The 24,673-nt window shown below is 73.8% G+C and carries 1 protein-coding gene and 1 pseudogene; both read right to left on the bottom strand.

Features of this window, described 5'->3' with window-relative positions; all coding sequences use genetic code 11:
• Nucleotides 1–140: 140 nt before the first annotated feature.
• A pseudogene (locus tag O7610_RS30185) lies at nucleotides 141–9,440 on the bottom strand (SDR family NAD(P)-dependent oxidoreductase); the annotation flags it as partial.
• 6 nt (nucleotides 9,441–9,446) lie between these two features.
• A complete protein-coding gene (locus tag O7610_RS30180) occupies nucleotides 9,447–24,641 on the bottom strand; it encodes a type I polyketide synthase (RefSeq protein WP_289212386.1) in 15,195 nt (5,064 codons plus the stop codon).
• Nucleotides 24,642–24,673 lie beyond the last annotated feature (32 nt).

Genomic DNA, 24,673 nt, shown 5'->3' with positions numbered 1-24,673 from the left:
CGTGCCGCCAACGCCAGGCGCTGCTCGTCGCCGGGACCGACCCCGGCGAGCGCCGCTTCCAGGGTCGCTTCGAGGGTCGCCAAGTGCTCGCCGATCCGGCGGGACTCGTCGGCGCCGAACTCGGCGGTCAGATGGTCCGCGACGGCGGCGACACTCGGATAGTCGAAGATCAGCGTGGCCGGCAGCTTCCGCCCGGTTGCACCGGTCAGTCGGTTGCGCAGCTCCAGCGCGGTCAACGAATCGAATCCGATGTCGAGGAACCCCTGCTCGGCGGAGACCGCGTCGGCTCGATCATGGCCGAGCACCGCCGACGCATGTGCCCGCACCAGCTCGAGCAGCACGGCGCGGCGCTCTGTCGCCGGCAGGTCCGCGAGCCGATCGGCACCGTCGGTAGCCACCGGTGCGGTACCCGCACCGGCCGGGACACCCGCGCCCGTGGGCGAGGCACCCGCAGGTGACGTCGTCGAGGCGGCGAGCGGTCCGGCCGGCACCGGCGTGACCGGGCCGGTCAGGCCGAGGAACACCGGTGCCGTCGCCCAGCCTTCGGCACGCAGCGCCGCGACGTCGAACTTGGCCGGCACGAGCACGTCGGCGTCACTGGCGAGCGCGGTGTCCAGCAGCGCGAGCCCTTCCTCGGCCGACAGCGGCAGCAGTCCGGACCGGGAGAGCCGACCGCCATCGACCGTGGACAGTCGAGCTGCCATGTCGTCTCCGGTCGCCCACCGACCCCACAGCAGCGACTGTGCCGTCAGCCCGCGTGCGTGCCGATGCTGGGCGAGCCCGTCGAGAAACGCGTTGGCCGCCGCGTAGTTGGCCTGCCCGGCCGCGCCGCCGACACTGGCGACCGACGAGAAGAGCACGAACGCGGACAGTTCGGAGTCGGCGGTGAGCTCGTGCAGATGCCAGGCGGCGTCCACCTTGGCCCGCAGGACGGCGGAGATCCGCTGCGGGGTCAGCGCCGTCAGCACCCCGTCGTCGAGCAGGCCGGCCGCGTGCACGACCGCGGTCAGCGGGTACGCGGCCGGCACACCGGCCAGCAGCTCGCCGACCGCGTCGCGATTGGCGACGTCGCAGGCCACGACCGCGACCTCGGCCCCCATGCCGGTCAGTTCGGCCACCAGCTCGGCGGCGCCCGGCGCCTGACCTCCCCGACGGCTGACCAGCAGCAGACGCCGTGCGCCGTACGTGGCGACGAGGTGGCGGGCCACGACCGCGCCGAGACCACCGGTGCCGCCGGTGATCAGCACCGTCCCGTCCGGCGGCAGGGCGCGCCGCGCGGGCGACGGTGGCACCGGTGCCACCGTCAGCCGGGGCACCAGCAGCTCCCCGCCCCGGATCGCCAGCTCGGTCTCCCCGCTGGCCAGGGCGGCGGGGAGCACCTGTGCGGACTCGGCCCGCCCGTCCTGGTCGACCAGGAGAAACCGGTCGGGGTTCTCCGCCTGCGCCGCGCGGACCAGACCCCACACCGCAGCGGCGGCGAGGTCGACGTCAGGATCGTCCGGCCCACCCGCGACAGCCCCACCACCTGCCCGTACGCTCACCGCGCCGCGCGTGACGATGGCCAACTTGGCTGCCGCGTACCGTTCGTCGGCTAGCCAGTCACACAACGCGTCGTGGATCCGTGTCACGCTCTGGTGGGTCGCGGCGACCGGATCATCCGCCGGCAGTTCGTCGGCGGACGCGCACCGCAGCACGACCGGCACCGGATCGAGCTGTCCGGGTGGGCGGGCGTCCCATTCGAGGTACGGTGCGGCGTCCGGCGCCGACCGGGGCCCGGCCTGCCACCGCAGTTCGTGGACGGCCCCGGCCGGCTCGCTGGTCGACGGCAGCGCCCGGGCCACGATCGTCTCGATCTGGGCGACGGGCTCTCCCGCCACGTCGGCGAGCGTCAGCGACAGATCGCGTTCACCGACGGGGGCGATGCGCGCCCGTACCGTCTCGACACCGGCGTGCCGCAGGGTGACCCCCCGCCAGCTGAACGGCACCTCCACCGGCCCGTCACCGTCGAGCAGGACGTGGGTGGTCGCGTCGAGCACGGCCGGGTTCAGGGTGAACCGGTCCATGGCCGCGTCGGCCACGGACACCTCGACGAAGACCTCGGTGCCCCGGCGCCATGCCGCCCGTACCGCCTGGAACGACGGGCCGTATCCGAGGCCGCGCTCGGCGAGCCGCCCGTACAGGGCGTCGATCGGCAGCGGTACGGCGTCGGGTGGCGGCCATTCGTCCAGCCGTGGCCCCGGCGGCGGGCTGTCCGACGGACCGGTGGGCCGGATACTGCCCGACGCGTGCTGGCGCCAGACGGCGTCGCGCGCTTCGTTGCGGTCCCGGGAGTGGATGCTCAGTTGCCGTACCCCGGCCGGGTCGGCTGCGGTGACGACTACCTGGACGTCCACGCCGCCCTCGCCGAGGGTCAGTGGCGCGTGCACGGTGAGCTCGTCGATCCGCGCGCAGCCGATCTCGGCCGCGGCGGACAGGGCCAGATCGATGAAGCCCGCGCCGGGAAAGAGCACCTGCCCGTCCACCCGGTGGTCGGCCAGCCAGGGCTGGCTGGCCAGGGCCAGCCTGCCGGTAAAGTGCTTCACGCCCGGCTCCGGGGTGCTCAGTCCGGCGCCGAGCACCGGGTGGCCGATCGCGTCGAGGCCGATCGCGGCGGGGTCGCTCGCCCAGCTCCGGCTGCTGATCCAGTAGCGCTGGTGGTCGAAGTGGTGCGTCGGCGGCTCCACCCCCCAACCCACAGCCACATCCCCCGGCGCCTCCTCCACGATCACATGCGCGTTCGTCCCACTCAACCCGAACGACGACACCCCCGCCCGACGCGGTCCGTCGGTACCCGGCCACGGCCGCGCCATGGTCAACAGCCGCACCCCACCCGCCGACCAGTCCACATGCGACGACGGCTCCGACACATGCAACGACCGCGGCAACACCCCCGCCCGCAACGCCATCACCATCTTGATCACACCACCCACACCCGCCGCCGCCTGCGCATGACCGATGTTCGACTTCAACGACCCCAACCACAACGGACGATCCGCGTCCCGACCCCGCCCATACGTCGCCAACAACGCCTGCGCCTCGATCGGATCCCCCAACCGCGTCCCCGTACCATGCGCCTCCACCACATCCACACCCCCCGCCGACACACCCGCCACCGCCAACGCCCGCCGAATCACCCGCTCCTGCGCCGGACCCGACGGCGCCGTCAACCCGTTCGACGCACCATCCGAACCCACCGCACTACCCCGCACCACCGCCAACACCCCATGACCACGACGCCGCGCATCCGACAACCGCTCCACCACCAACACACCCACCCCCTCCGACCACGCCGTCCCGTCCGCGTCATCCGAGAACGACTTGCACCGCCCATCCGGCGCCAACCCACGCTGCTCGCTGAACTCGACGAACATGCTGGGCGTCCCCATGACAGCGACCCCACCGGCCAGGGCCAGCTCGCACTCACCCGAACGCAACGCGTCGACCGCCAGATGCAACGCCACCAACGACGACGAACACGCCGTGTCCACCGACACCGCCGGCCCCTCCAGACCCAGGTGGTACGCCACCCGACCGGAGACCACGCTGCCGGCGCTGCCGGTCGGGCCGTAGTCGTGGTACATCACCCCGGCGTAGACACCGGTACGACTACCCGCCAACGACGCCGGCTCCACCCCCGCCCGCCGCAACGCCTCCCACGACACCTCAAGAAACAACCGCTGCTGCGGATCCATCTCCCGCGCCTCACGCGGACCCACCCCGAAGAACCCCGCATCGAACCCCGCCGCGTCATACAGGAACCCACCACGACGCACATACGACCGCCCCACCCGACCCGGCCGAGGATCGAACAACGCCTCCGTGTCCCACCCCCGGTCCACCGGAAACTCACCAGTCGCATCCCCCTCACCCACCACCAGATCCCACAACCCCTCCGGCGAGACCACCCCACCGGGGAACCGGCACGCCATCCCCACGATCGCGATCGGGTCGTCCTCCGGTGCGTCGGCCGGGGCCGCGGTGGCCGTACCGGCGGGTCCGGTCAGGGCGGCCGGGCTGACGCCGGCGTGGCGGTCGAGTTCGGTGCCGAGGAAGTCGGCCACCGACTGGCTGTTCGGATGGTCGAACACCAGGGTCGCCGGCAACCTGACCCCGGTGGCGCCTTCGAGCTGGTTACGCAGTTCCAGCGCGCTCAGCGAGTCGAAGCCGAGTTCGGCGAACGCCCGCCGGGGGGCGACCTGCTCCGGTCCGGCGTGTCCCAACACCGTGGCGACGTGGCGGCGTACCAGGTCGAGCAGCCGCCGGTCGCGGTCGGCACCGCTGACGTCGGTGAACGGCCCTGCCGATGAGCGCTGCTCGAGGCCCGCGCCGGTACCGGTGGCGGCCAGATCCCGCAGCAGCGCCGGCACCTGATCGGTACGGGCGGCCAGCGCGCGCTGGTCGATCCGCACCGGCAGCACCAGCGCGGCGTCGGCGGCGAAGGATGCGTCGGCCAACGCCAGCCCGTCGTCGACCGGCAGCGCCGGCAGCCCGAGCCGGGTCATCCGGCGGCGGTCGGCCTCGGTGAGCGCGGCGCCCATGCCGGTGGCGGTGTCCCACAGCCCCCAGGCGAGGCTGACCGCCGGTAGGTTCTCGGCCCGGCGGTGCGCGGCGAGCGCGTCCAGGAAGACGTTCGCCGTGGCGTAGCCGCCCTGGCCGGCGGCGAGCAGCGTACCGGCCGCCGACGAGAACAGCACGAACGCGGCCAGCGGCAGCTCCCGGGTCAGCTCGTGCAGGTGCCAGGCCCCGTCGACCTTCGCCGCGAGCATGGACTCCATCTGTCGACCGGTGAGGGTCTCCAGCGTGCCGGCGTCGGCGACACCGGCGGCGTGCACCACCGCCGTCAACGGATGGTCAACATCGATCCCCGCCAACACACCCGCCACCGCACCCCGGTCCGCCACATCACACCCGACAACCCTGACCCGCGCCCCCAACCCCGACAACTCAGCACACAACTCCCCCACACCCGGCGCACCCGACCCACGCCGACCCACCAGCACCAGATGCCGCACCCCGTGCACCCGCACCAGATGCCGCGCCACCAGACCACCCAGACCACCCGTACCACCAGTGACCAGCACCGTGCCGTCGCTGGCGAAGCCCGGTGGCGCGGCCGGGGGCGTGGGAACCAGTCGGGGGGACAGAATCCGGTTGCCGCGTACGGCCAGCTCCGGCTCATCGGTGGCGATGGCCCGACGCAGCGTCGCGCCGTCGACATGTCCGTCCACGTCAATCAGTTGAATCGCGCCGGGGTGCTCGGCCTGTGCGGCGCGCAACAGCCCGTACAGCGGGGCGACAGCCAGATCACCGACCCCGTCTCCGGCGGTGGTGGGCACCGCCGCGGTGGTCAGCACCACCAGGCGGGTCGCGGCCAGCCGGGGTTCGGTCAACCACCGACGCAGTACGGTGAGCAACCCGGTGACGTTGGACCGGAGCCGTGGCAGCAGCGTGCCGCCCGACGTCGCGGTGAGCGTCTCGACGCGCACGCACACGATCATCGGTGCCGCCGCACCCGGGAAGCCGTCGGCAGCGTCTGCGCCGGCGATGTCGACGTCGTCAGCGGCGACGGCCGCCAGCAGACCGTCCAGGTCGGGGTGCACGTGGCCGCCCAGGTCGAGATCGTCGCCGATCGCGTCCACCCGCCCGGGCAGCGGCTCGTCACGGTGACCGGCCGCGGCCGGCCGCCAGCCGATCGTGAACAGCGCGTCCCCCACTGCCGGGTGTGTCGCCGCCAACTGGTCACGGGACACCGGCCGGGCGATGATGGACCGCACCGACGCGACCGGGCGGTCGTCGGTGTCAGTGACGACGAGTCTCGTCTCGACGTCACCGCGAACCCTGGTCAGCCGGACCCGGACCGCCCGGACGCCGACCGCGGCGAGCTTGAAGTCCGACCAGGTGAACGGCAGCAGCGCCACGTCCTGGTCGTCGTCGACGAGCAGCCCGACGTGCAACGCGGCGTCCAGCAGCGCGGGATGCAGGCCGTATCCGGCGGCCGGTTCCGGCAGGGACACCTCGGCGAAGAGCTCGTCGCCGCGTCTCCAGGCGGCGGTGAGACCGCGGAACGCCGGGCCGTACCGGTAGCCCCGGCGGGCGAGCCGGTCGTACGCCTCGGCCGCCGGCAGCGCGGTCGCACCCGGCGGCGGCCACTCCGGCTGGCCGTGCTCGGTGGCCCGGGTCACGCCGGCCAGGTCCGACCTGGACGGGTTCGACGTGACTAGGTCCGACGTGGACCGATCCGTCGTAGTCAGATCCGATGCAGACGAATCCGATGCGGACGTCCCGACGCCGTTCGGGATCCCGGCGGCCGCCGGGGCGAGCGAGCCGACGGCATGGCGGGTCCAGGCACCGGTGTCGTCGAGCCGGGAGAAGATCTGCACCGACCGGATCCCGGCGTGGTCCGCCGCCCCCACCAGCACCTGCAGCGCCGCGCCGCTGCCGGCCGGCAACACCAGCGGTGTCTGCAGCGCGAGCTCCCGCAACAGATCGCAACCCACGTGCTCGCCGGCCCGTCGGGCGAGTTCGACGTACGCGCTGCCGGGCACCAGGACGGTGCCGAGCACCTCGTGGTCGGCCAGCCAGGGTTGCCGCGTCGGCGAGAGCCGTCCGGACAGGACGACACTGTCGGCGTCCGGCGCGGGTACCACGACCGACAGCAGCGGGTGCGCCAGCGGGGTCATCCCGATTGACTCGACGTCGGTCGGCGTGGTGTCGCGGGGTGGCAGCCAGAAACGCTGATGCTGGAACGGGTAGGTGGGCAGCGGCACCCCAGGGCGCCGGTCCGCGCCGAGCACCGCCGACCAGTCCACCGGGCATCCGTTGACGTAGGACCGGGCGAGCGCGCCGAGCAGTTCCTCGGGCTCCGGCCGGGCGCGGCGCATCGTGGCGGCGAACGTCCGCCCGGTCGGCTCGACACAGCGCATCGCCAGCGGCGCCAGCACCGCGTCGGGCCCGATCTCGACGAAAGTGGTGGCACCGACCTCGACCAGTGCCCCGACGGCGTCACGGAAACGCACCGTGCCGCGCACCTGGCGTACCCAGTACTCGGCGTTGCCCAACACCGAGCCGTCGGCCAACGCGCCGGTCGCTGTGGAGACCAGGGCGATGTCCGGCTCGGCGTAGTCGAGTGCGGCGGCGGTGCGCGCGAACGCGGGCAGCATCGGCTCCATCAACGGCGAGTGGAACGCATGCGACACCGACAGCCGGATCGTCCGGTGTCCGAGCTTCTCGCATTGGGCCACCGTCGCCAGGACGGCGGACTCCTGCCCGGAGACCACCACCGACGCCGGCCCGTTGACGGCGGCCAGCGACGCGCCGTCGACCAGCAGCGGCTCCACCTGCCCGGCGGCGGCGGACACGGCGACCATCGCCCCGCCAGGGGGCAGCGCCTGCATCAGCCGCCCCCGGGCCGCCACCAGGCGGCACGCGTCCGGCAGCGTCAGTACGCCGGCCACCTGCGCGGCGGCGATCTCACCGATGGAGTGTCCGCAGACGAAGTCCGCCCGTACGCCCCAGGCGGCGAGCAGCCGGTAGAGGCTCACCTCGATGGCGAAGACCGCGGCCTGGGTGTACGCCGTCTGGTCGAGCAGGGCCGCCTCGGCGCTGCCCGGCTCGGCCCACATGACGGAGCGCAACGGCCGGTCGAGTTGGGGGTCGAGCAGTTGGCAGATCTCGTCCAGGGCGACGGCGAACGGCGCGTACCGCTGGTACAGCTCGCGGCCGGCGCCGAGGCGCTGCGAGCCCTGTCCGGTGAACAGCAACGCGGTGCCGCCTGCGGTGTTCTCGCCCTGCCAGACACCGGGGCCGCCGCGGCCGTCGGCCAGCTGGCGCAGGCCGTCGACGAGGTCGGCACGGCTGGTGACGACGAGCGCCGCCCGGTAATCCATCACGGTACGCGCGGCGGCCAGGGTGGTGGCGACAGCGGCCGGTGACTCCTGCGGCACGGCGTCGAGCCGGTCGAGCAGCCGTGCCGCCTGTTCCCGTACCGCCTGCGCCGACCGGGCCGACAGCGGCACCGCGACCGGTCCTTCGGCCGGGCGGTCCGCGGCCGGCGCCGGATCCGGGTCGCCTTCCTCGATCACCACGTGGGCGTTGGTGCCGCTGATACCGAAGGAGGAGACCGCAGCGCGGCGCGGCCGTTCGCCGGCAGGCCAGTCCTGCGCCTCGGTGAGCAGTTGGACGGGCCCGGCCGACCAGTCCACCTGCCGGCTGGGGCGGTCGGCGTGCAGGGTACGGGGAAGCGTCCGGTGGCGCATCGACTCGACCATCTTGATGACGCCGCCGACCCCGGCGGCGGCCTGCGTGTGGCCGATGTTCGACTTCAACGAGCCGAGCCACAGCGGCCGTCGTCGGCCGCGGCCGTACGTGCTGAGCAGCGCGTGGGCTTCGATCGGGTCGCCGAGGGTGGTGCCGGTGCCGTGCGCCTCGACCACGTCGACGTCGTCGGGGCGCAGACCGGCGCTGTCCAGGGCCTGGTGGATGACGCGTTGCTGGGCGCTCCCGTTCGGCGCGGTCAACGCGCTGCTGGCCCCGTCCGAGTTGACCGCACTGCCCCGCACCACCGCGAGGATCCGGTGGCCGTTGCGGCGGGCCGCAGAGAGCCGCTCGACGACCAGCACCCCGGCACCTTCGGCCCATCCGGTGCCGTCGGCGTCGTCGGAGAACGACTTGCACCGGCCGTCGGCCGCCAGTCCGCGCTGCCGGCTGAACTCGATGAACGTCTCCGGCGTCGCCATCACCGTGACCCCGCCCACCAGGGCGAGCGGGCACTCGCCCCGGCGTACCGACTGGATCGCCCAGTGCAGCGCGACCAGCGAGGACGAGCAGGCCGTGTCGACGGTGACGGCCGGCCCTTCCAACCCCAGCGTGTACGCGATCCGGCCGCTGATGAGGCTCCCGTCGCTGCCACCGGCGCCGTAGTCGTGGTACATCACGCCGGCGAAGACACCGGTGCGGCCGCCCCGCAGCGAGCGGGGGTCGATGCCGGCGTTCTCCAGGGCTTCCCAGGACACTTCGAGCAACTGCCGCTGCTGGGGGTCCATGGCGGTGGCCTCGCGGGGGCTGATGCCGAAGAAGTCGGCGTCGAAGCCGGCGGCGTCGTACAGGAAGCCACCCGAGCGGGTGTAGCTACGCCCCGGCTTGCCGGGTTCGGGGTGGTAGAGCGATTCGACGTCCCAGCCCCGGTCGGTGGGGAACGGGCCGATCGCGTCCCGCCCGGCGGCGACCAGATCCCACAGCTGTGCGGGCGAGCCGACGCCACCCGGGTAGCGGCAGCCCATACCGACGATGGCCACCGGCTCGGCGGCGGCGGCCGTGATCGCCTCGTTCTCCCGACGCAACCGGTCGTTGTCCAGCATGGACTTCCGGAGGGCCTCGACGATTTCTGCGACAGATGCTTCCACGGTGCCTCAGCCCTCCGAGTTGCCGGCATCGCCCCGACCGAGCGCGGCGCGTACCAGGTCGTCCACGTTCATGGCCCGGATCGATTCGGCGTCGATCGCGGACCGCTCGGCCGCGTCGCGGCCGGTGTCGTGCGGTACGCCGCCGTCGCGGAGCGAACCGTTGCCGTTGCCGGCCGGACCGGCGGTGCCCGGCGCGGCTGCGGTGCCGGCGAGCGCGAGCAGCGTGTCGAGGATCCCCGCCTGACGGATCGCGGCCAGCGGGACCGCCGCCAGGGCCGCCCGCAACCGTTCCTCGTCCGGGTCCGGACCGTCGGCGGGCTCGGGCTCGGCGCCGAGAAGTTCAGTGCGCAGGTACGCCGCGAGCAGGTTCGCGGTCGGCTGGTCGAACACCAACGTCGCCGGCAGCCGCTGGCCGGTGGCCGTCGCGAGCCGGTTACGCAGTTCGAGCGCGGCCAACGAGTCCAGTCCCAGGTCGAGGAACCCCTTGTCCGGGTCGACGGTGCGCGGGTCGGATCGGCCGAGAACGGCGACGACGTGGGACCGGACCAGGTCGAGCATGCTCCGCTCCCGGTCGGCGGCGCCCATCGCCGCCAGCCGCTGCCGCAGAGGTACGTCGGCTGCGGCAGCCGGGACCGGGCGGGCGGCCGGGCCGGCCAGATCACGCAGCACCGCCGGTACGTCAGCGGCACGGGCCCGTACGGCGGCGGTGTCCAACTGCACGGCGACCGCCACCGGCCGGGCAGCGGCGACCGCGCGGTCCAGCAGCGCGAGCCCGTCGGCCGGGGCGATCGCGGTGACGCCGAGTCGACGCAGCCGCTCGATGTCGCCGGCGGCCAGCTGGCTGGTCATCGCGCTGGAGGCCAGTTCGGAATCGTCCGCCCACAGTCCCCAGGCGACCGAAACTGCGGGCAGTGCATGGGACCGACGCAGCCGGGCGAGCGCGTCGAGGAACACGTTGGCTGCCGCGTAGCTGCCCTGGCCGCCGCCGTCCAGCACGCCCGAGGCCGAGGAGAACAACACGAACGCCGACAGGTCCCGGTCGGCGGTGAGCTCGTGCAGGTGCCACGCGGCATCGACCTTGGGACGGAGAACAGCGTCGATCCGCTGCGGGGTGAGGCCGGTGACGACCCCGTCGTCGAGCACACCGGCGGTGTGCACCACGGCCGTCAACGGGTGCGCGGCCGGGATCTGGGCGAGCAGGTCGGCCAGCGCATCGCGGTCGGCGACGTCGCAGGCCACCACCGACACCTCTGCGCCGAGCTCGGTGAGGGTCGTGACAAGGCGGTTCGCCGCGGGCGCCTGCCGGCCACGGCGGCTGGTCAGCAGCAGGCGGCGCACGCCGTGCCGGGTGACCAGGTGACGTGCGACCAGCGCTCCCAGGGCTCCGGTGCCACCGGTGACCAGGACCGTGCCGTGCCTCGGCCAGGCCGCGGTCGCGTCACCCACCTCGGCCCGTGCCAGCCTCGGTACCCGCAGTTCGCCGTTGCGTACCAGCAACTCGGGTTCGTCGGACGGCAGGGCCGGCAGCTCGCCGGAGTCACTGTCGACCAGGACGAACCGGTCCGGATTCTCCGCCTGTGCGGCCCGGACCAGGCCCCACACCGGCGCCTGGGCCAGGTCGGTGACCGGTTCGACGGCGCCCTGGGTGAGTACCACCAGCCTGGCCCCGGCGAAACGCTCGTCGGCCAGCCACCGCTGGACCGTGGCGAGTGTCCGGTGGGTCACCTCACGGACCCGCTGCGGTACGGCGCCGTCGTCGCCCGCCCGGCAGGTCAGCACGACAAGATCCGGTGCCGGCTCACCGGCGTCGATCACCGCAGCGAGGGCATCCAGGTCAGGCTGGTCGGCACCGAGCACCACCCGCCGACCACCACCGGTTGCCGGCGGCTCACAACCCCGCCACACCAGGTCGTACAGTGGCTCGTCGCCGTCGGTGAGTTGCTCCGGCGTCAACGGCCGGGGGGTCAGCGCCCCCACCGCCGCCACCGGCTGGCCGGCGAGGTCGGTGACGTCCAGCGCCACAACGCCGTCCGGCTGCAGGGCGCGGGCGTGCACCCGCACCGCGCCCGCTCCGGCGGCGTGCACCGCGACGCCGGTCCAGGCGAACGGCACCCGGGTCTGGGTGATCGCCCGGGGTCCGCCCTCGACCAGGAAGTCCGCGGCCTGCACGGCGGCGTCCAGCAGCGCCGGATGCAGCCCGAACGCCCCGGCGTCCGCGCTGTCGGGCAGCACGACCTCGGCGAAGACCTCGGCGTCGCGCCGCCACAGTGCGCGCAGTCCCCGGAACGTGGGCCCGAACCCGTACCCCAGGGAGGCGAAGTCGTCGTACACGGTGTCCAGATCGACCGGCCGGGCACCGGTCGGCGGCCACTGGTCGGGTGCGGTCACGGTGGGCGGGGCGTCCGGGGCGAGGGTCCCGGTGGCGTGCCTGGTCCACCCGTCGGACGCGTCGGGCCGCTGCGGCCGGGAGTACACCGACACCGGCCGGCGACCGGTGTCGTCGGCCGCGCCGAGCACGACCCGCAGGGCCAGGGCCGCGCCGTCGGGCACCACCAGCGGCGCCAGTTGGGTCAGTTCCTCCAGGTACGCGCAGCCGACCTGGTCGCCGGCCCGGGTGGCGAGTTCGACGAAGGCGGTGCCGGGCAGCAGTACCCTGCCGAGCACCCGATGGTCGGCCAGCCAGGGCTGGCCGGCAACGGAGATCCGTCCGGTCAGCGTCAGCCCGCCGGTGTCCGGCATCGCCACCACGGCCGACAGCAGCGGATGGTTCAGCGGTTCCAGTCCGGCCGCACCGAAGTCGCTCTTGCCGGGGCCGTCCTCCAGCCACAGCCGCTGGTGGTCGAAGTGGTGCGTCGGCGGCTCCACCCCCCAACCCACAGCCACATCCCCCGGCGCCTCCTCCACGATCACATGCGCGTTCGTCCCACTCAACCCGAACGACGACACCCCCGCCCGACGCGGTCCGTCGGTACCCGGCCACGGCCGCGCCATGGTCAACAGCCGCACCCCACCCGCCGACCAGTCCACATGCGACGACGGCTCCGACACATGCAACGACCGCGGCAACACCCCCGCCCGCAACGCCATCACCATCTTGATCACACCACCCACACCCGCCGCCGCCTGCGCATGACCGATGTTCGACTTCAACGACCCCAACCACAACGGACGATCCGCGTCCCGACCCCGCCCATACGTCGCCAGCAACGCCTGCGCCTCGATCGGATCCCCCAACCGCGTCCCCGTACCATGCGCCTCCACCACATCCACACCCCCCGCCGACACACCCGCCACCGCCAACGCCCGCCGAATCACCCGCTCCTGCGCCGGACCCGACGGCGCCGTCAACCCGTTCGACGCACCATCCGAACCCACCGCACTACCCCGCACCACCGCCAACACCCCATGACCACGACGCCGCGCATCCGACAACCGCTCCACCACCAACACACCCACCCCCTCCGACCACGCCGTCCCGTCCGCGTCATCCGAGAACGACTTGCACCGCCCATCCGGCGCCAACCCACGCTGCTGGCTGAAGTCGACGAAGACCTCCGGGGTGGACATCACCGTCACCCCGCCGGCCAGGGCCAGCTCGCACTCACCCGAACGCAACGCGTTGACCGCCAGATGCAACGCCACCAACGACGACGAACACGCCGTGTCCACCGACACCGCCGGTCCCTCCAGACCCAGGTGGTACGCCACCCGACCGGACAGCACACTGGCGGAGCTGCCGTTGGTCAGGTACGGCACGACGTCCTCGGGTGGGTTGTGCAACCGGGTGCCGTAGTCGTCGTACATCACGCCGGCGAAGACGCCGGTCGCGCTGCCCCGTAGGGCACGGGGGTCGATCCCGGCGCGTTCGACGGCCTCCCAGGCGGTCTCCAGCAGCAGGCGCTGCTGCGGATCCATGGCGATCGCCTCACGACGGCCGATGCCGAAGAAGTCCGGATCGAAGCCGGCCGCGTCGTCCAGGAAGCCACCTTCCCGCACGTAGCTGCGGCCCGGTGTGCCCGGTTCCGGGTGGTAGACGCCGTCGACGTCCCAGCCCCGGTCGGTGGGCAGCGGCGCGATCGCGTCGACCTCGTCGACGACCAGCCGCCACAGGTCGGCCGGCGAGTTCACCCCGCCGGGGTAGCGGCAGGCCATCCCCACGATCACGATCGGATCCTCGACGGTGGTCGGGGCGCCGGCGACCGGCGACGCCGTGGTCGTGTCGGCCGGTGCGCCGTCGGCGGTCGACGGGTCCGTCGGCGGCTGGTCGACGGGTGTGAGCCTGTCCGCCAGCAACCGCGCCACGGCGGCGGGAGTGGGGTGGTCGAACACCAGGGTGGCCGGCAGGGTCAGCCCGGTCGCCGTGGCGAGCTGGTTACGCAGCTCGACCGCGGCGAGCGAGTCGAACCCCAGATCGCGGAACGCCCGGCCGGGCGCGACGGCGTCCGGGCCGTCGTACCCGAGCACTCCGGCGACCTCCACCCGGACCCGGTCGAGCAACGCCTGCTCGCGTTGCTCGGCGGGTAGCTCGGCGAGTCGGGAAACGCCACGGCGGGCCGACGGTCGGTCACCGTCGTGAACGGATCGCCCGGCCAGGTTACGCAGCAGCGCCGGCACCTCGGACCTGGCGCGCAGCGCCGCCCGGTCCACCTGGAGCGGAACGATCGCCGGCACGCCGGCGGCCAGCGCGGCGTCGAACAGCGCCAGCGCGTCACCGCGGTCCAGCGCGGGCATCCCGAGCCGGGACATCCGGTGCAGGGCGGCTTGGTCCGGCGCGCCCATCCCGGTGGCTTCGTTCCACATCCCCCAGGCCATCGCCGTCGCCGGCAGCCCGTGCGCCGCCCGGTACTCCGCCAGCTGGTCGAGGACCGTGTTGGCCGCCGCGTAGGTGCCCTGACCGGCGGCCAGCACCAGCCCGCCAGCGGAAGAGAACAGCACGAACGCGGCCAGCGGCAGCTCCCGGGTCAGCTCGTGCAGGTGCCAGGCGGCGTCCACCTTGGGGCCGAACACGGCGGACACCGCGTCCGGGGTCAAGGTGGTCAGCGTGCCGGCGTCAGCGACACCGGCGGCGTGCACCACCGCCGTCAACGGATGATCAACATCGATCCCCGCCAACACACCCGCCACCGCACCCCGGTCCGCCACATCACACCCGACAACCCTGACCCGCGCCCCCAACCCCGACAACTCAGCACACAACTCCCCCACACCCGGCGCACCCGACCCACGCCGACCCACCAGCACCAGATGCCGCACCCCGTGCACCCGCACCAGATGCCGCGCCACCAGACCACCCAGACCACCCGTACCACCAGTGACCAGCACCGTGCCATCGGGATCCCAGGTCGCCGTGGCGGCGGCACCAGCCGGGTAGCGGCTCAACCGGGGCACGAAACAGCGCCCGTCCCGTACCGCCAGCTCCGGCTCGTCGCCGGCGAGCCCCGCCCGCAGTCCAGCGACGGCCGTCGCGTCCCCACTGTCCAGGTCGATCAGCTGGAACCGGCCCGGCTGCTCCTGCGCCGCCGCCCGGACCAGCCCCCACACCCCGGCGTGGGTCAGCGCCGGGTCGGCGTCGGTGGGCAGCCGCACCGCCCTGTCGGTCACGACGGTCAACCGGGTCGCGTCGAACCGGTGGTCGGCGACGAACGCCTGCGCGACGGCCAGCGTCGTCCCGACCGCTGCCCGGGCCGCCTGCGGCATCAGGCCCGCCCCGTCCCGGTCGGGTACGCGCAGCACCAGCATCCGGGGTGCCGGGGTTCCGTCGTCGACCGCCGCCAGCAGGGCTGCCGGATCAGGCCAGGCCGGTTCGGTGCCGTACGGCACGCCGATCGTGTGCCATCCGTCGTCGGGGACCGGATCCCCGCCGGACACCGTTGTCCACTCGACGGTGTGCAGCTGCTGACCGGCCGGTGCGGCCAGCTGGGCCGGCGCGACGGGTCGAGAAACCAGGGTGCCGATGCTCGCCACCGGCTGGCCGGTGACGTCCGCGACGTCGATCGAGGACAGCTCGTCGCCGCGCAGGCGGGTGATGCGTACCCGCAGTTCGGACGCGCCGGACCGGTGCAGCACGACGTCGTTCCAGACGAACGGCAGCAGGGTCGGTCCACCCGCGAGCAGGTCGGCGTGCATCGCGGCGTCCAGCAGCGCCGGGTGCAGTCCGTAACCGGTGCTGGCGGTGTCGGCGGGGAGGGTGACCTCGGCGAAGATCTCGTCGCCGCGCCGCCACGCGGCCTGCAGTCCCTGGAAGGCCGGCCCGTAGTCGTAGCCGCGGTCGGCGAGCTGATCGTAGGCCGCGGTCACGTCGATCGCGGTGGCCCCGGCGGGCGGCCACTCGGTCAGCGCGGCACCGGTGGCACCGCCGCCGGTTGCGGTCGTCGCGGGCCGCATGGTCCCGGTCGCGTGCCGGGTCCAGGTGGCGTCAGCGGCAGCGTTGGCGGGGCGCGAGTGGATGGATATCGAGCACCCGTCGGACCCGGGGCGGTCGACGACGATCTGGACGACCGCACCGTCGGCTCCGTTCAGCGGCAGCGGTGCCTGCAGGGTCAGCTCACCGAGGACCGGATGGTCCACCTGCGCCCCGGCGCGCAGCGCGAGTTCGACGAACGCCGTGCCGGGCAGCAGCACGGTGTCGAGTACCTGATGGTCGGCGAGCCACGGCTGCATGGCCGGGTCCAGCTGCCCGGTCAGTACGACACCCGCGCCGGCCAGCGGCAGCACCGCCGCGAGCATCGGGTGCCGCACCGGGGTCTGGCCCACGCCGGTCGGGTCGGTGCTGGCCGTCAACCAGTAACGCTTGCGCTGGAACGGATAGGTGGGCAGGTCGACAGGTCCACGGCCGCTGCCGGTGTCAGCCCCGGGCGGCAGCACCGCGTCCCAATCGACCGTGGCACCGCGTACCCACAGCCGGGCGACGCCGGACAGCACCGACTCCACCTCGTCGGCCCCGGTACGCAGCACCGGCACCACCTCGGCGCCGGCGGCGATCGTGGCGACCAGACCGGACAGCGCCGCACCGGGTCCGACCTCCACGAACGTCGCGACGCCGGTGTCGACCGCGCTGGTCACCGCGTCGCCGAACCGTACCGGCCGCCGGATCTGGTCGACCCAGTAGTCCGGCTCGCCCCACTGGTCGTCGACCGCGACGCCGGAGACCGACGACACCGCCGACACCGTCAGCGGTCGGCTTGCCACCTGCGCCACGACCTGCCGGAAGTCAGCCAGAACCGGTTCCATCAGTCCGGAGTGGAAGGCGTGGGACACCCGCAGCCAGGAGACCGGGGTCCCCGCCGGCAGTCGCTCCACGGCCGACTCCACCGCCGGGCGTGACCCGGACAGCACCACCGCCGATGGCCCGTTGACCGCCGCCAGCCACACGCCGTCGTCCAGCAACGGTCGCACCACGTCCTCGGCGGTGCCCACCGCCGCCATCGCTCCGCCCTCGGGTAGCCGCTGCATCAACCGGCCCCGGTGCGCCGCCACCCGGCAGCCGTCGGTGAGCGACAGCGCGCCGGAGACCACCGCCGCCGCCAGTTCGCCCACCGAGTGGCCCAGCACCACGTCCGGGTGCACCGCCCACGAACGCAGCAGCCGGCTCAGCGCCACCTCCACCGCGAACAGCGCCGGCTGTACGTACGCGGTCTGGTCCAGCCAGTCGTCCGTCTCGCCGAGCAGTGCGTCACGCAACGGCAGCCCCAGCTCGTCGAAGACCGCGCACGCCTCGTCGAACGCCGCCGCGAACACATCGAACCGGTGGTACAGCCCACGGCCCATCCGCGGCCGCTGCGAACCCTGGCCGGGGAACACGAAGCCGACCTCGCCGGCACCGGTCACCGAACCCACGACCACCTGTGCGGCGGTTCCGCCAGTGGCGACCGCCCGTAGTCCGGCGGTGGCGTCCGCCGGGTTCTCGGCCAGTACCACGGCCCGGTGCGGGAACACCGCCCGCGTACCGGCCAGCGCCCGAGCCACGTCGGTCAGTGGCACACCGGACTCCACCACGGGCACCAGCCGCCGCGCGAGCTCCCGCAGCGCGGCGGAGTCACGCGCGGACAGCACCAGCGGCACCACCCCGGCGTGAGCTGGTCCCGGGTCGGCCGACGCGGGTGCCGGCACCGGCGCCGGCGCCTGCTCGAGGATCACGTGGGCGTTCGTGCCGCTGATACCGAACGACGACACCGCCGCCCGCCGCAGGCCGTCCGGTGCCGGCCACGGGCGCGCCCGCGCCAGCAGTCGCACCTCGCCCGCCGACCAGTCGACCTGTGCCGACGGCTGGTCCACGTGCAGGGTCCGCGGCAGTTCGGCGTGCCGCATCGCCTGGACCATCTTGATCACCCCGGCGACGCCGGCGGCCGCCTGGGTGTGGCCGAGGTTCGACTTGATCGAGCCGAGCCACAGCGGCCGGTCGTCGCGCCGGTGCTGCCCATAGGTTTTGATCAGCGCCTGCGCCTCGATCGGGTCGCCCAGGGTGGTGCCGGTGCCGTGTGCCTCGACGGCGTCGACGTCCACCAGGCTCAGCCCGGCACTGGTCAGCGCGTCGTGGATCACCCGTTCCTGGGACGGGCCGTTCGGCGCGGTCAGTCCGTTGCTGGCGCCGTCGGAGTTGACCGCCGAACCTCGGATGACCGCCAGCACCGGATGGTTGTTGCGCTGGGCGTCCGACAACCGCTCCAGCAGCAGCACACCGGCGCCCTCGCCCCAGCCGGTGCCGTCCGCCGCCGCGGCGAACGACTTGCAGCGGCCGTCGCCGGCCAGCCCGCGCTGACGACTGAAGTCGATGAATGTGTCGGGTGTGGACATGACGGTCACCCCGCCGGCCAGGGCCAACGTACACTCCCCCTGCCGTAGCGCCCGCGCCGCCCAGTGCAGCGCGACCAGCGACGAGGAGCAGGCGGTGTCGACGGTGACGGCGGGCCCTTCGAAGCCGAAGGTGTACGCGATCCGGCCGGACACCACGCTCGCCAGGCTGCCGTTGCCCAGGTAGCCCGCGATCTCCTCGGAGACCTGCCCGAGCCGGGTGCCCCAGTCGTGGTACATGACGCCGGCGAACACCCCGGTACGGGATCCGCGCAACGAGTGCGGGTTGATCCCGGCGCGTTCGACCGCCTCCCAGGTGATCTCCAGCAGCAGGCGCTGCTGCGGATCCATCGCGGCTGCCTCCCGCGGACTGATCCCGAAGAACTCCGGATCGAACATGGCCGCGTCGTGCAGGAATCCGCCCTGGTTGACGTAGCTGCGGCCAGGTTGCCCCGGCTCAGGGTGGTAGATCTGCTCGAGCTGCCACCCCCGGTCGGTGGGGAACTCGCTGACCGCGTCCACCCCGTCGGCGACCAGGCGCCACAGCTGCTCCGGTGACGCCACGTCGCCCGGATACCGGCACGCCATCGCGACGATCGCGATCGGCTCGTCGGTGGCGGCGGTGACGGTGTCCGGCGCGGCTGCCGGCGCGTCGGCGACCGGCACCGCCTTGTCGACCAGGTAGACGGCCAGCGCCTGAGGGGTCGGGTAGTCGAAGACGAGCGTGGCCGGCAGGGTGAACCCGGTCTCGGTGGTGAGCAGGTTGCGCAGCTCCACGGCGGCCAGCGAGTCGAACCCGACCTCGCTGAACGGCCGGTCGGGCTCGACGGCCTCGGCACCGCTGTGCCCGAGGACGGCGGCCGCGAGGCGTCGGACCAGGGTGAGTACGGCGCGCTGCCGCTCGGCCGGGGCGAGCCGTGCCCAGTCGGCCGCGACTCCGTTCGGTGCCGGACGCCCGTCCGGCGTCGCGGTGCCGGACGCCACGGCGCCGGTCGCGGCTGTCGACCGGTTCCCGCCTGGGAGGACCACCGGGACGATCTGACGCAGCAGCGGCGGCACACCGTCCGGCCTGGCCCGCAGCGCGGCCGGGTCGAGCCGCAGCGGCAGCAGCGTCGCCGCCGGTACGCGCAACGCCGCGTCGAACAGCTCTAGATTGTCCTGGATGGACATGCCGGGCAGACCGGACCGTTCGATACGTCGCCGGGCGGCGTCGTCCAGCCGGTCCCCCATGCCACCGGCCTGTGCCCACAGCCCCCACGCCAGACTGAGCGCGGGCAGGCCGGCGTCACGACGGTAGGCGGCGAGGGCGTCCAGCGCGGCGTTCGCGGCCGCGTAGTTCGCCTGGCCGGCACCGTCAAGGTGACCGGCGGCCGACGAGCAGAGCACGAACCAGGCCAGCGGCAGCTCCCGGGTCAGCTCGTGCAGATGCCAGCCGGCGTACGCCTTCGCGGCGGCGACGGCCTCCATCCGCTGCCCGGTGAGGGTGTCGACGAGCCCGTCGTCGAGCACGCCGGCGGCGTGCACCACCGCGGTCAGTGGGTGCTCGGGGGCGATGCCGTCGAGCAGCGCGGCGAGGGCGGACCGGTCGGACACGTCGCAGGCGGCGACGTGCGCGCTGGCGCCCAACTCGGCCAGCCTGGCGGTCAGGTCCCCGGCTCCGGCGGCCTGTGGGCCGCTCCGGCTGACCAGCAGCAGGTGCCGTACCCCGTGCGCACGGACCAGATGCTCGGCGAGGACGGCCCCGACACCGCCGGTGCCACCGGTGATCAGCACCGTGCCGGCCGGATCGAGCCGGCCCGACCGACCGTTGCGGACGGCGCCGTCAGCGGGGGCGGCTCCGACGGTCGGAACGGACGGGAGTGGTTCCGCCGGTGGAGCGAGGGCCAGCCGGGGCGCCAGCACCGCGCCGGCGCGAACCGCGACCTGAGGTTCGTCCGCGGCGACGGCGGCGGCGAGCGCGGCGGCCAGGCCGCTGGCGTCGGTGGCGACGACGTCGAGCAGCAGGAACCTGCCGGGGTGTTCGGCCTGGGCCGCACGGACCAGGCCGTGCACGCCACCGTGGGCAGGGTCGACGGTGCCGGTGGGATCACCGTCGAGGCTGTTTCCGCCGGCGGTCACGATGGCCAGCCGGCATCCGGCCGTACGGGGGTCGGCCAGCCACGACCGGATCACCGCCAGCGTCTCGTCGCAGGCGGTGCGGACCGCCTCGGCTCCGATGCCGGCGGCGCGCACCGGCAGCACCACGACCTGCGGCAGCACGTCGGGCAGTTGCCGGACCTGGTCGAGCACCACGTACGAGAGCGGCCGCTGCGCCGGGCCGACCGGAATCCAGTTCACCCGGTAGAGCTGGCCGCCGCCGGTCGGTACGGCCAGCCGGGCGGGGTCGGCGGGACGGGTGACGAAGGACCCGACGTTCGCCACGGGCGCGCCGGTGGCGTCGACGGCCTCGATCGACACGCCGTGCTCGCCGGCCGAGGTGACCCGCACCCGCAGGGCGCGCGCGCCGGTGGTCAGGGCGGACACGTGGCGCCAGGCGAACGGCAACCGGATCTGCCCGGCACCGCCCGGCTGGGCCGCCTGCGGCTCGGTCGCCGGTTCGTTGGGCGATCTGGTAGGCGGCTCGGTCGCCAGCTCGGTGGCCTGCAGCACCGCGTCGAGCAGGGCCGGATGCAGCCGGTAGCCCTCGGCGTGGACCGGCTCGGGAAGCTCGACGTGCAGGAACGCCTCGCCTGCCGCGTGCCAGGCGGCCCGCAGCCCACGGAAGCTGTCGCCGTACTGGTAGCCCTGGGCGGCGAGCCGCTCGTACCAGTCGGACAGGTCGACCGGTTCGGCACCGGGCGGTGGCCACGTCACCGCCCAGTCGGCTTCGGTGGGTGCGTCCGGCGCGGCCGCCGCCAGGGTGCCACTGACGTGCTGCAGCCAGCGGCTGCCGCTGGTCACGGCTTCGCCGCAGGAGTGGATCGTGACGCTACGCCGGCCGTCACCCTGGTCGGGACCGACCATGATCTGCAGTGCGGTTGCCGCCCCGTCGGCCAGGACCAGCGGCGCGTGCAGGGTCAGTTCGGCCACCGTCGGGCTGCCCAGCAGCGCGCCGGCGTGTCCGGCGAGTTCGACGAAGGCGGTGGCGGGCAGCAGGGTCGCACCGGCGACGACGTGGTCGGCCAACCAGGGATGGGTCTGCGCCGAGATCCGGCCGGTGAGCAGCGTACGGTCGCTGTCGGCGAGCCGGACCGCCGCGCCGAGCAGCGGATGTTCGGCGTCGGCCTGGCCGAGTGCGGCCGCGTCACGGCGCGGGCCGGGTGGCGTGAGCCAGTGCCGGCGACGCTGGAACGGATACGTGGGCAGCTCGACCCGGTGGTTCACCTGCCCACCGAACACGGCCGGCCACTCCACCGACGCACCGCGCTGGTGCAGGTGGGCGAGCACCCCGACCAGGTCTCGGACCTCGTCGCGGCCCGGCCGCAGGGTGGCGACGAGGGAGACGTCGTCGCGGCCGTCGGGCAGGCAGGCCGGGCCGAGCGCGCTGAGCACCGCGTCCGGGCCGAGTTCGACGAAGGTGCGCACCCCGGCGGCGGCCAGCGCGGCCATGCCATCGGCGAACTGGACGCTCTGACGCACCTGCCGTACCCAGTACTCGGGGTCGGCCAGTTCGTCGTCGCCGATCAGCGCGCCGGTCACCGTCGACACCATCGGGATCCGGGCCGGCGCGAAGTCGACCACCTGGGCGAACTGGCGGTACGGCGCGAGCATCGGGTCCATCCGGGCGGAGTGGAAGGCGTGTGACACCCGCAGCGGGTGGATCCGGCGGCCCTGTGCGGCGAAGGTTTCGGCAACCTGGGTGACCGTCCGTTCGTCGCCGGAGATGACCAGCGAGCGCGGACCGTTGACGGCCGCGACGCTCACGTCGGCGGGCAGCCGCTCGGGCAGTTCGTCGGGTGCCGCCTCGATGGCGACCATCGCTCCGCCGACGGGCAACGCCTGCATGAGCTCGCCCCGGGCGGTCACCAGCAGCGCCGCGTCGGCCAGGGTGAGCACCCCGGCGACGTGGGCGGCGGCCAGCTCGCCGACCGAGTGGCCCAGTACGTAGTCGGGGCGGAGCCCCCACGACTCCAGCAGCCGGTACAACGCCACCTCGGTGACGAAGATCGCGGCCTGGGCGTACCGGGTCTGGTCGAGGAGGGCCCGGTCGTCGCCGGTCAGGATGGAGCGCAGCGGTCGGTCCAGGTGGACGTCGACCTGGTCGGCCGCGTCGGCGAAGGCCCGCGCGAACGCGGGGAACCGCCGGGCGAGGGCCTGCCCGGCGGCGAGGCGCTGGGCACCCTGACCGGTGAACAGGTACGCGACCCGGCCGCCGATCGTCCGTCCGACATAGACTCCGGAGCCGGTCGTCTCGCCGGTGGCCAACGCTTCCAGGCCCCGTACCGCCTCGGGCGCGTCGGCGGCGAGCACCACGGCCCGGTGTTCCAGCGCGGCGCGGGTGGTGGCCAGCGCGTACGCGGTGTCGGGCAGCGATGTCCCGGCCCGCAGCAACGGCAGCAGCTGACCGGCCTGCGCCCGCAACGCCGGCGCGCTGCGGGCCGATAGCACCAGGGGCAGCACCGTGGGCGCTTCCTGGCCCGCCGGTTCGCCCGCCCCGGCGGTCTCGCCGGCCTCACCGGTCTCGCCGGCCTCACCGGTCTCGCCGGCCTCACCGGTCTCGCCGGTCTCGCCGGCCTCACCGGCCTCGGCGGTCTCGGCGTCGGCCTCTTCGACGATGACGTGGGCGTTGGTGCCGCTCACACCGAACGAGGAGATCCCGGCGCGGCGCGGACGGGGCAGTGCCGGCCAGGGGCGGGCGTCGGTCAGCAGCGCGACCGCGCCGGCGGTCCAGTCCACCCGCGGCGTAGGGCGGTCGACGTGCAGGGTCGCGGGCAGCAGCGAGTGCCGCAGGGCCATGATCATCTTGATCACGCCCGCCACCCCGGCCGCCGCCTGGGTGTGGCCGATGTTGGACTTGAGCGAACCGATCCACAGTGGTTCGTCCCGCTCCTGACCGTACGCCGCGAGCAGCGCCTGGGCCTCGATCGGGTCGCCGAGCCTGGTGCCGGTGCCGTGCGCCTCGACGGCGTTGACGTCACCCGGGACGAGTCCGGCGTCGGCCAGCGCCGCCGCGATCACCTGTTGCTGCGCGGGCCCGCTGGGGGCGGTCAGCCCGTTGCTCGCCCCGTCGGAGTTGACCGCCGAGCCGCGCAGCACGGCGAGAACCCGGTGTCCACGGCGGCGCGCCTCACCGAGCCGTTCCAGGACGAGGATCCCGACGCCCTCGGCGAACCCGGTGCCGTCGGCGGCGTCGGCGAACGGTTTGCAGCGGCCGTCGGGGGCCAGGCCGCGTTGGCGGCTGAACGCGGTGAAGGTGCCGGGGCTGCCCATCACCGCGACCCCGCCGGCCAGCGCCAGCGACGCCTCGCCGGTGCGCAGGGCCTGGCTGGCCAGGTGCAGCGCGACCAGGGACCCTGAGCAGGCGGTGTCCACGGTCAGGGTGGGGCCGTGCAACCCCAGGGTGTACGCCACCCGCCCGGCGACCACGCTCGGCGCGTTGCCGGCGAGCAGGTAGCCGTCCAGCCCGGCCGGGGCCTCGTACAGTCGTGGTCCGTACTCCTGCGGCTCGGCGCCGACGAACACCCCGGTCCGGCTGCCGCGCAGTGACATGGGGTCGATCCCGGCATGTTCCAGCGCGATCCACGACGTCTCCAGCACCAGCCGCTGCTGCGGATCCATCGCCGACGCCTCGCGCGGGCCGATGCCGAAGAAGTCGGCGTCGAACTCGGCGGCGGTGTCGAGGAAGGCGCCGTGGCGCACGTAGCTGGTACCCGGCCGGTCGGGGTCCGGGTCGAACAGTCCGGCCAGGTCCCAGCCCCGGTCGGTCGGGAACTCCCCGATCACGTGCCGGCCGTCGGCGACAAGCTGCCACAGGTCGGCAGCGGAGAACACCCCGCCGGGGTAGCGGCAGCCGATGCCGACGATCGCGATCGGTTCGTCCGCGCCGTCGCGTCGGGGGCGTACCGGCCGGGCGTCGACGGGCGCGCCGACCAGCTGCCGCACCACGAGATCGGCGACGGCCTGCGGGGTCGGGTGGTCGAACGCCAGGGTCACCGGCAGCGCCAGGCCGGTGGCGGCGGTCAGCCGCTCGTGCAGCTCGACCGCGGCGAGCGAGTCGAACCCGAGGTCCTGGAAGGGCAGCACCGGGTCCACCTCGGCCGGCGCATCGGGCTGGACCTGCGAGATGACCTGGGTGGTCGCGACGCACACCAGCTCGAGCACCAGGCGGTGCTGCTCCACCGGGGGCAACCCGGCCAACCGGGTACGGAACCCGGCGACACCGCCCGAGCTGCCGGTGGTGTCGTCGACGACGCTCTCGGGCTGGATGTTCATCCGGGCACTCCACAACTGAAGCGGCAAAGCGA

The organism is Solwaraspora sp. WMMA2065, assembly GCF_030345075.1.
Taxonomy (GTDB): Bacteria; Actinomycetota; Actinomycetes; order Mycobacteriales; family Micromonosporaceae; genus Micromonospora_E.
This window is presented reverse-complemented; position numbering and strand designations above follow the sequence as displayed.

What these genes read in the sequence shown, in the direction of transcription:
- O7610_RS30180 (WP_289212386.1), bottom strand. Translation starts at nt 24,641, where the DNA reads ATGAACATCCAGCCCGAGAGCGTCGTCGACGACACCACCGGCAGCTCG.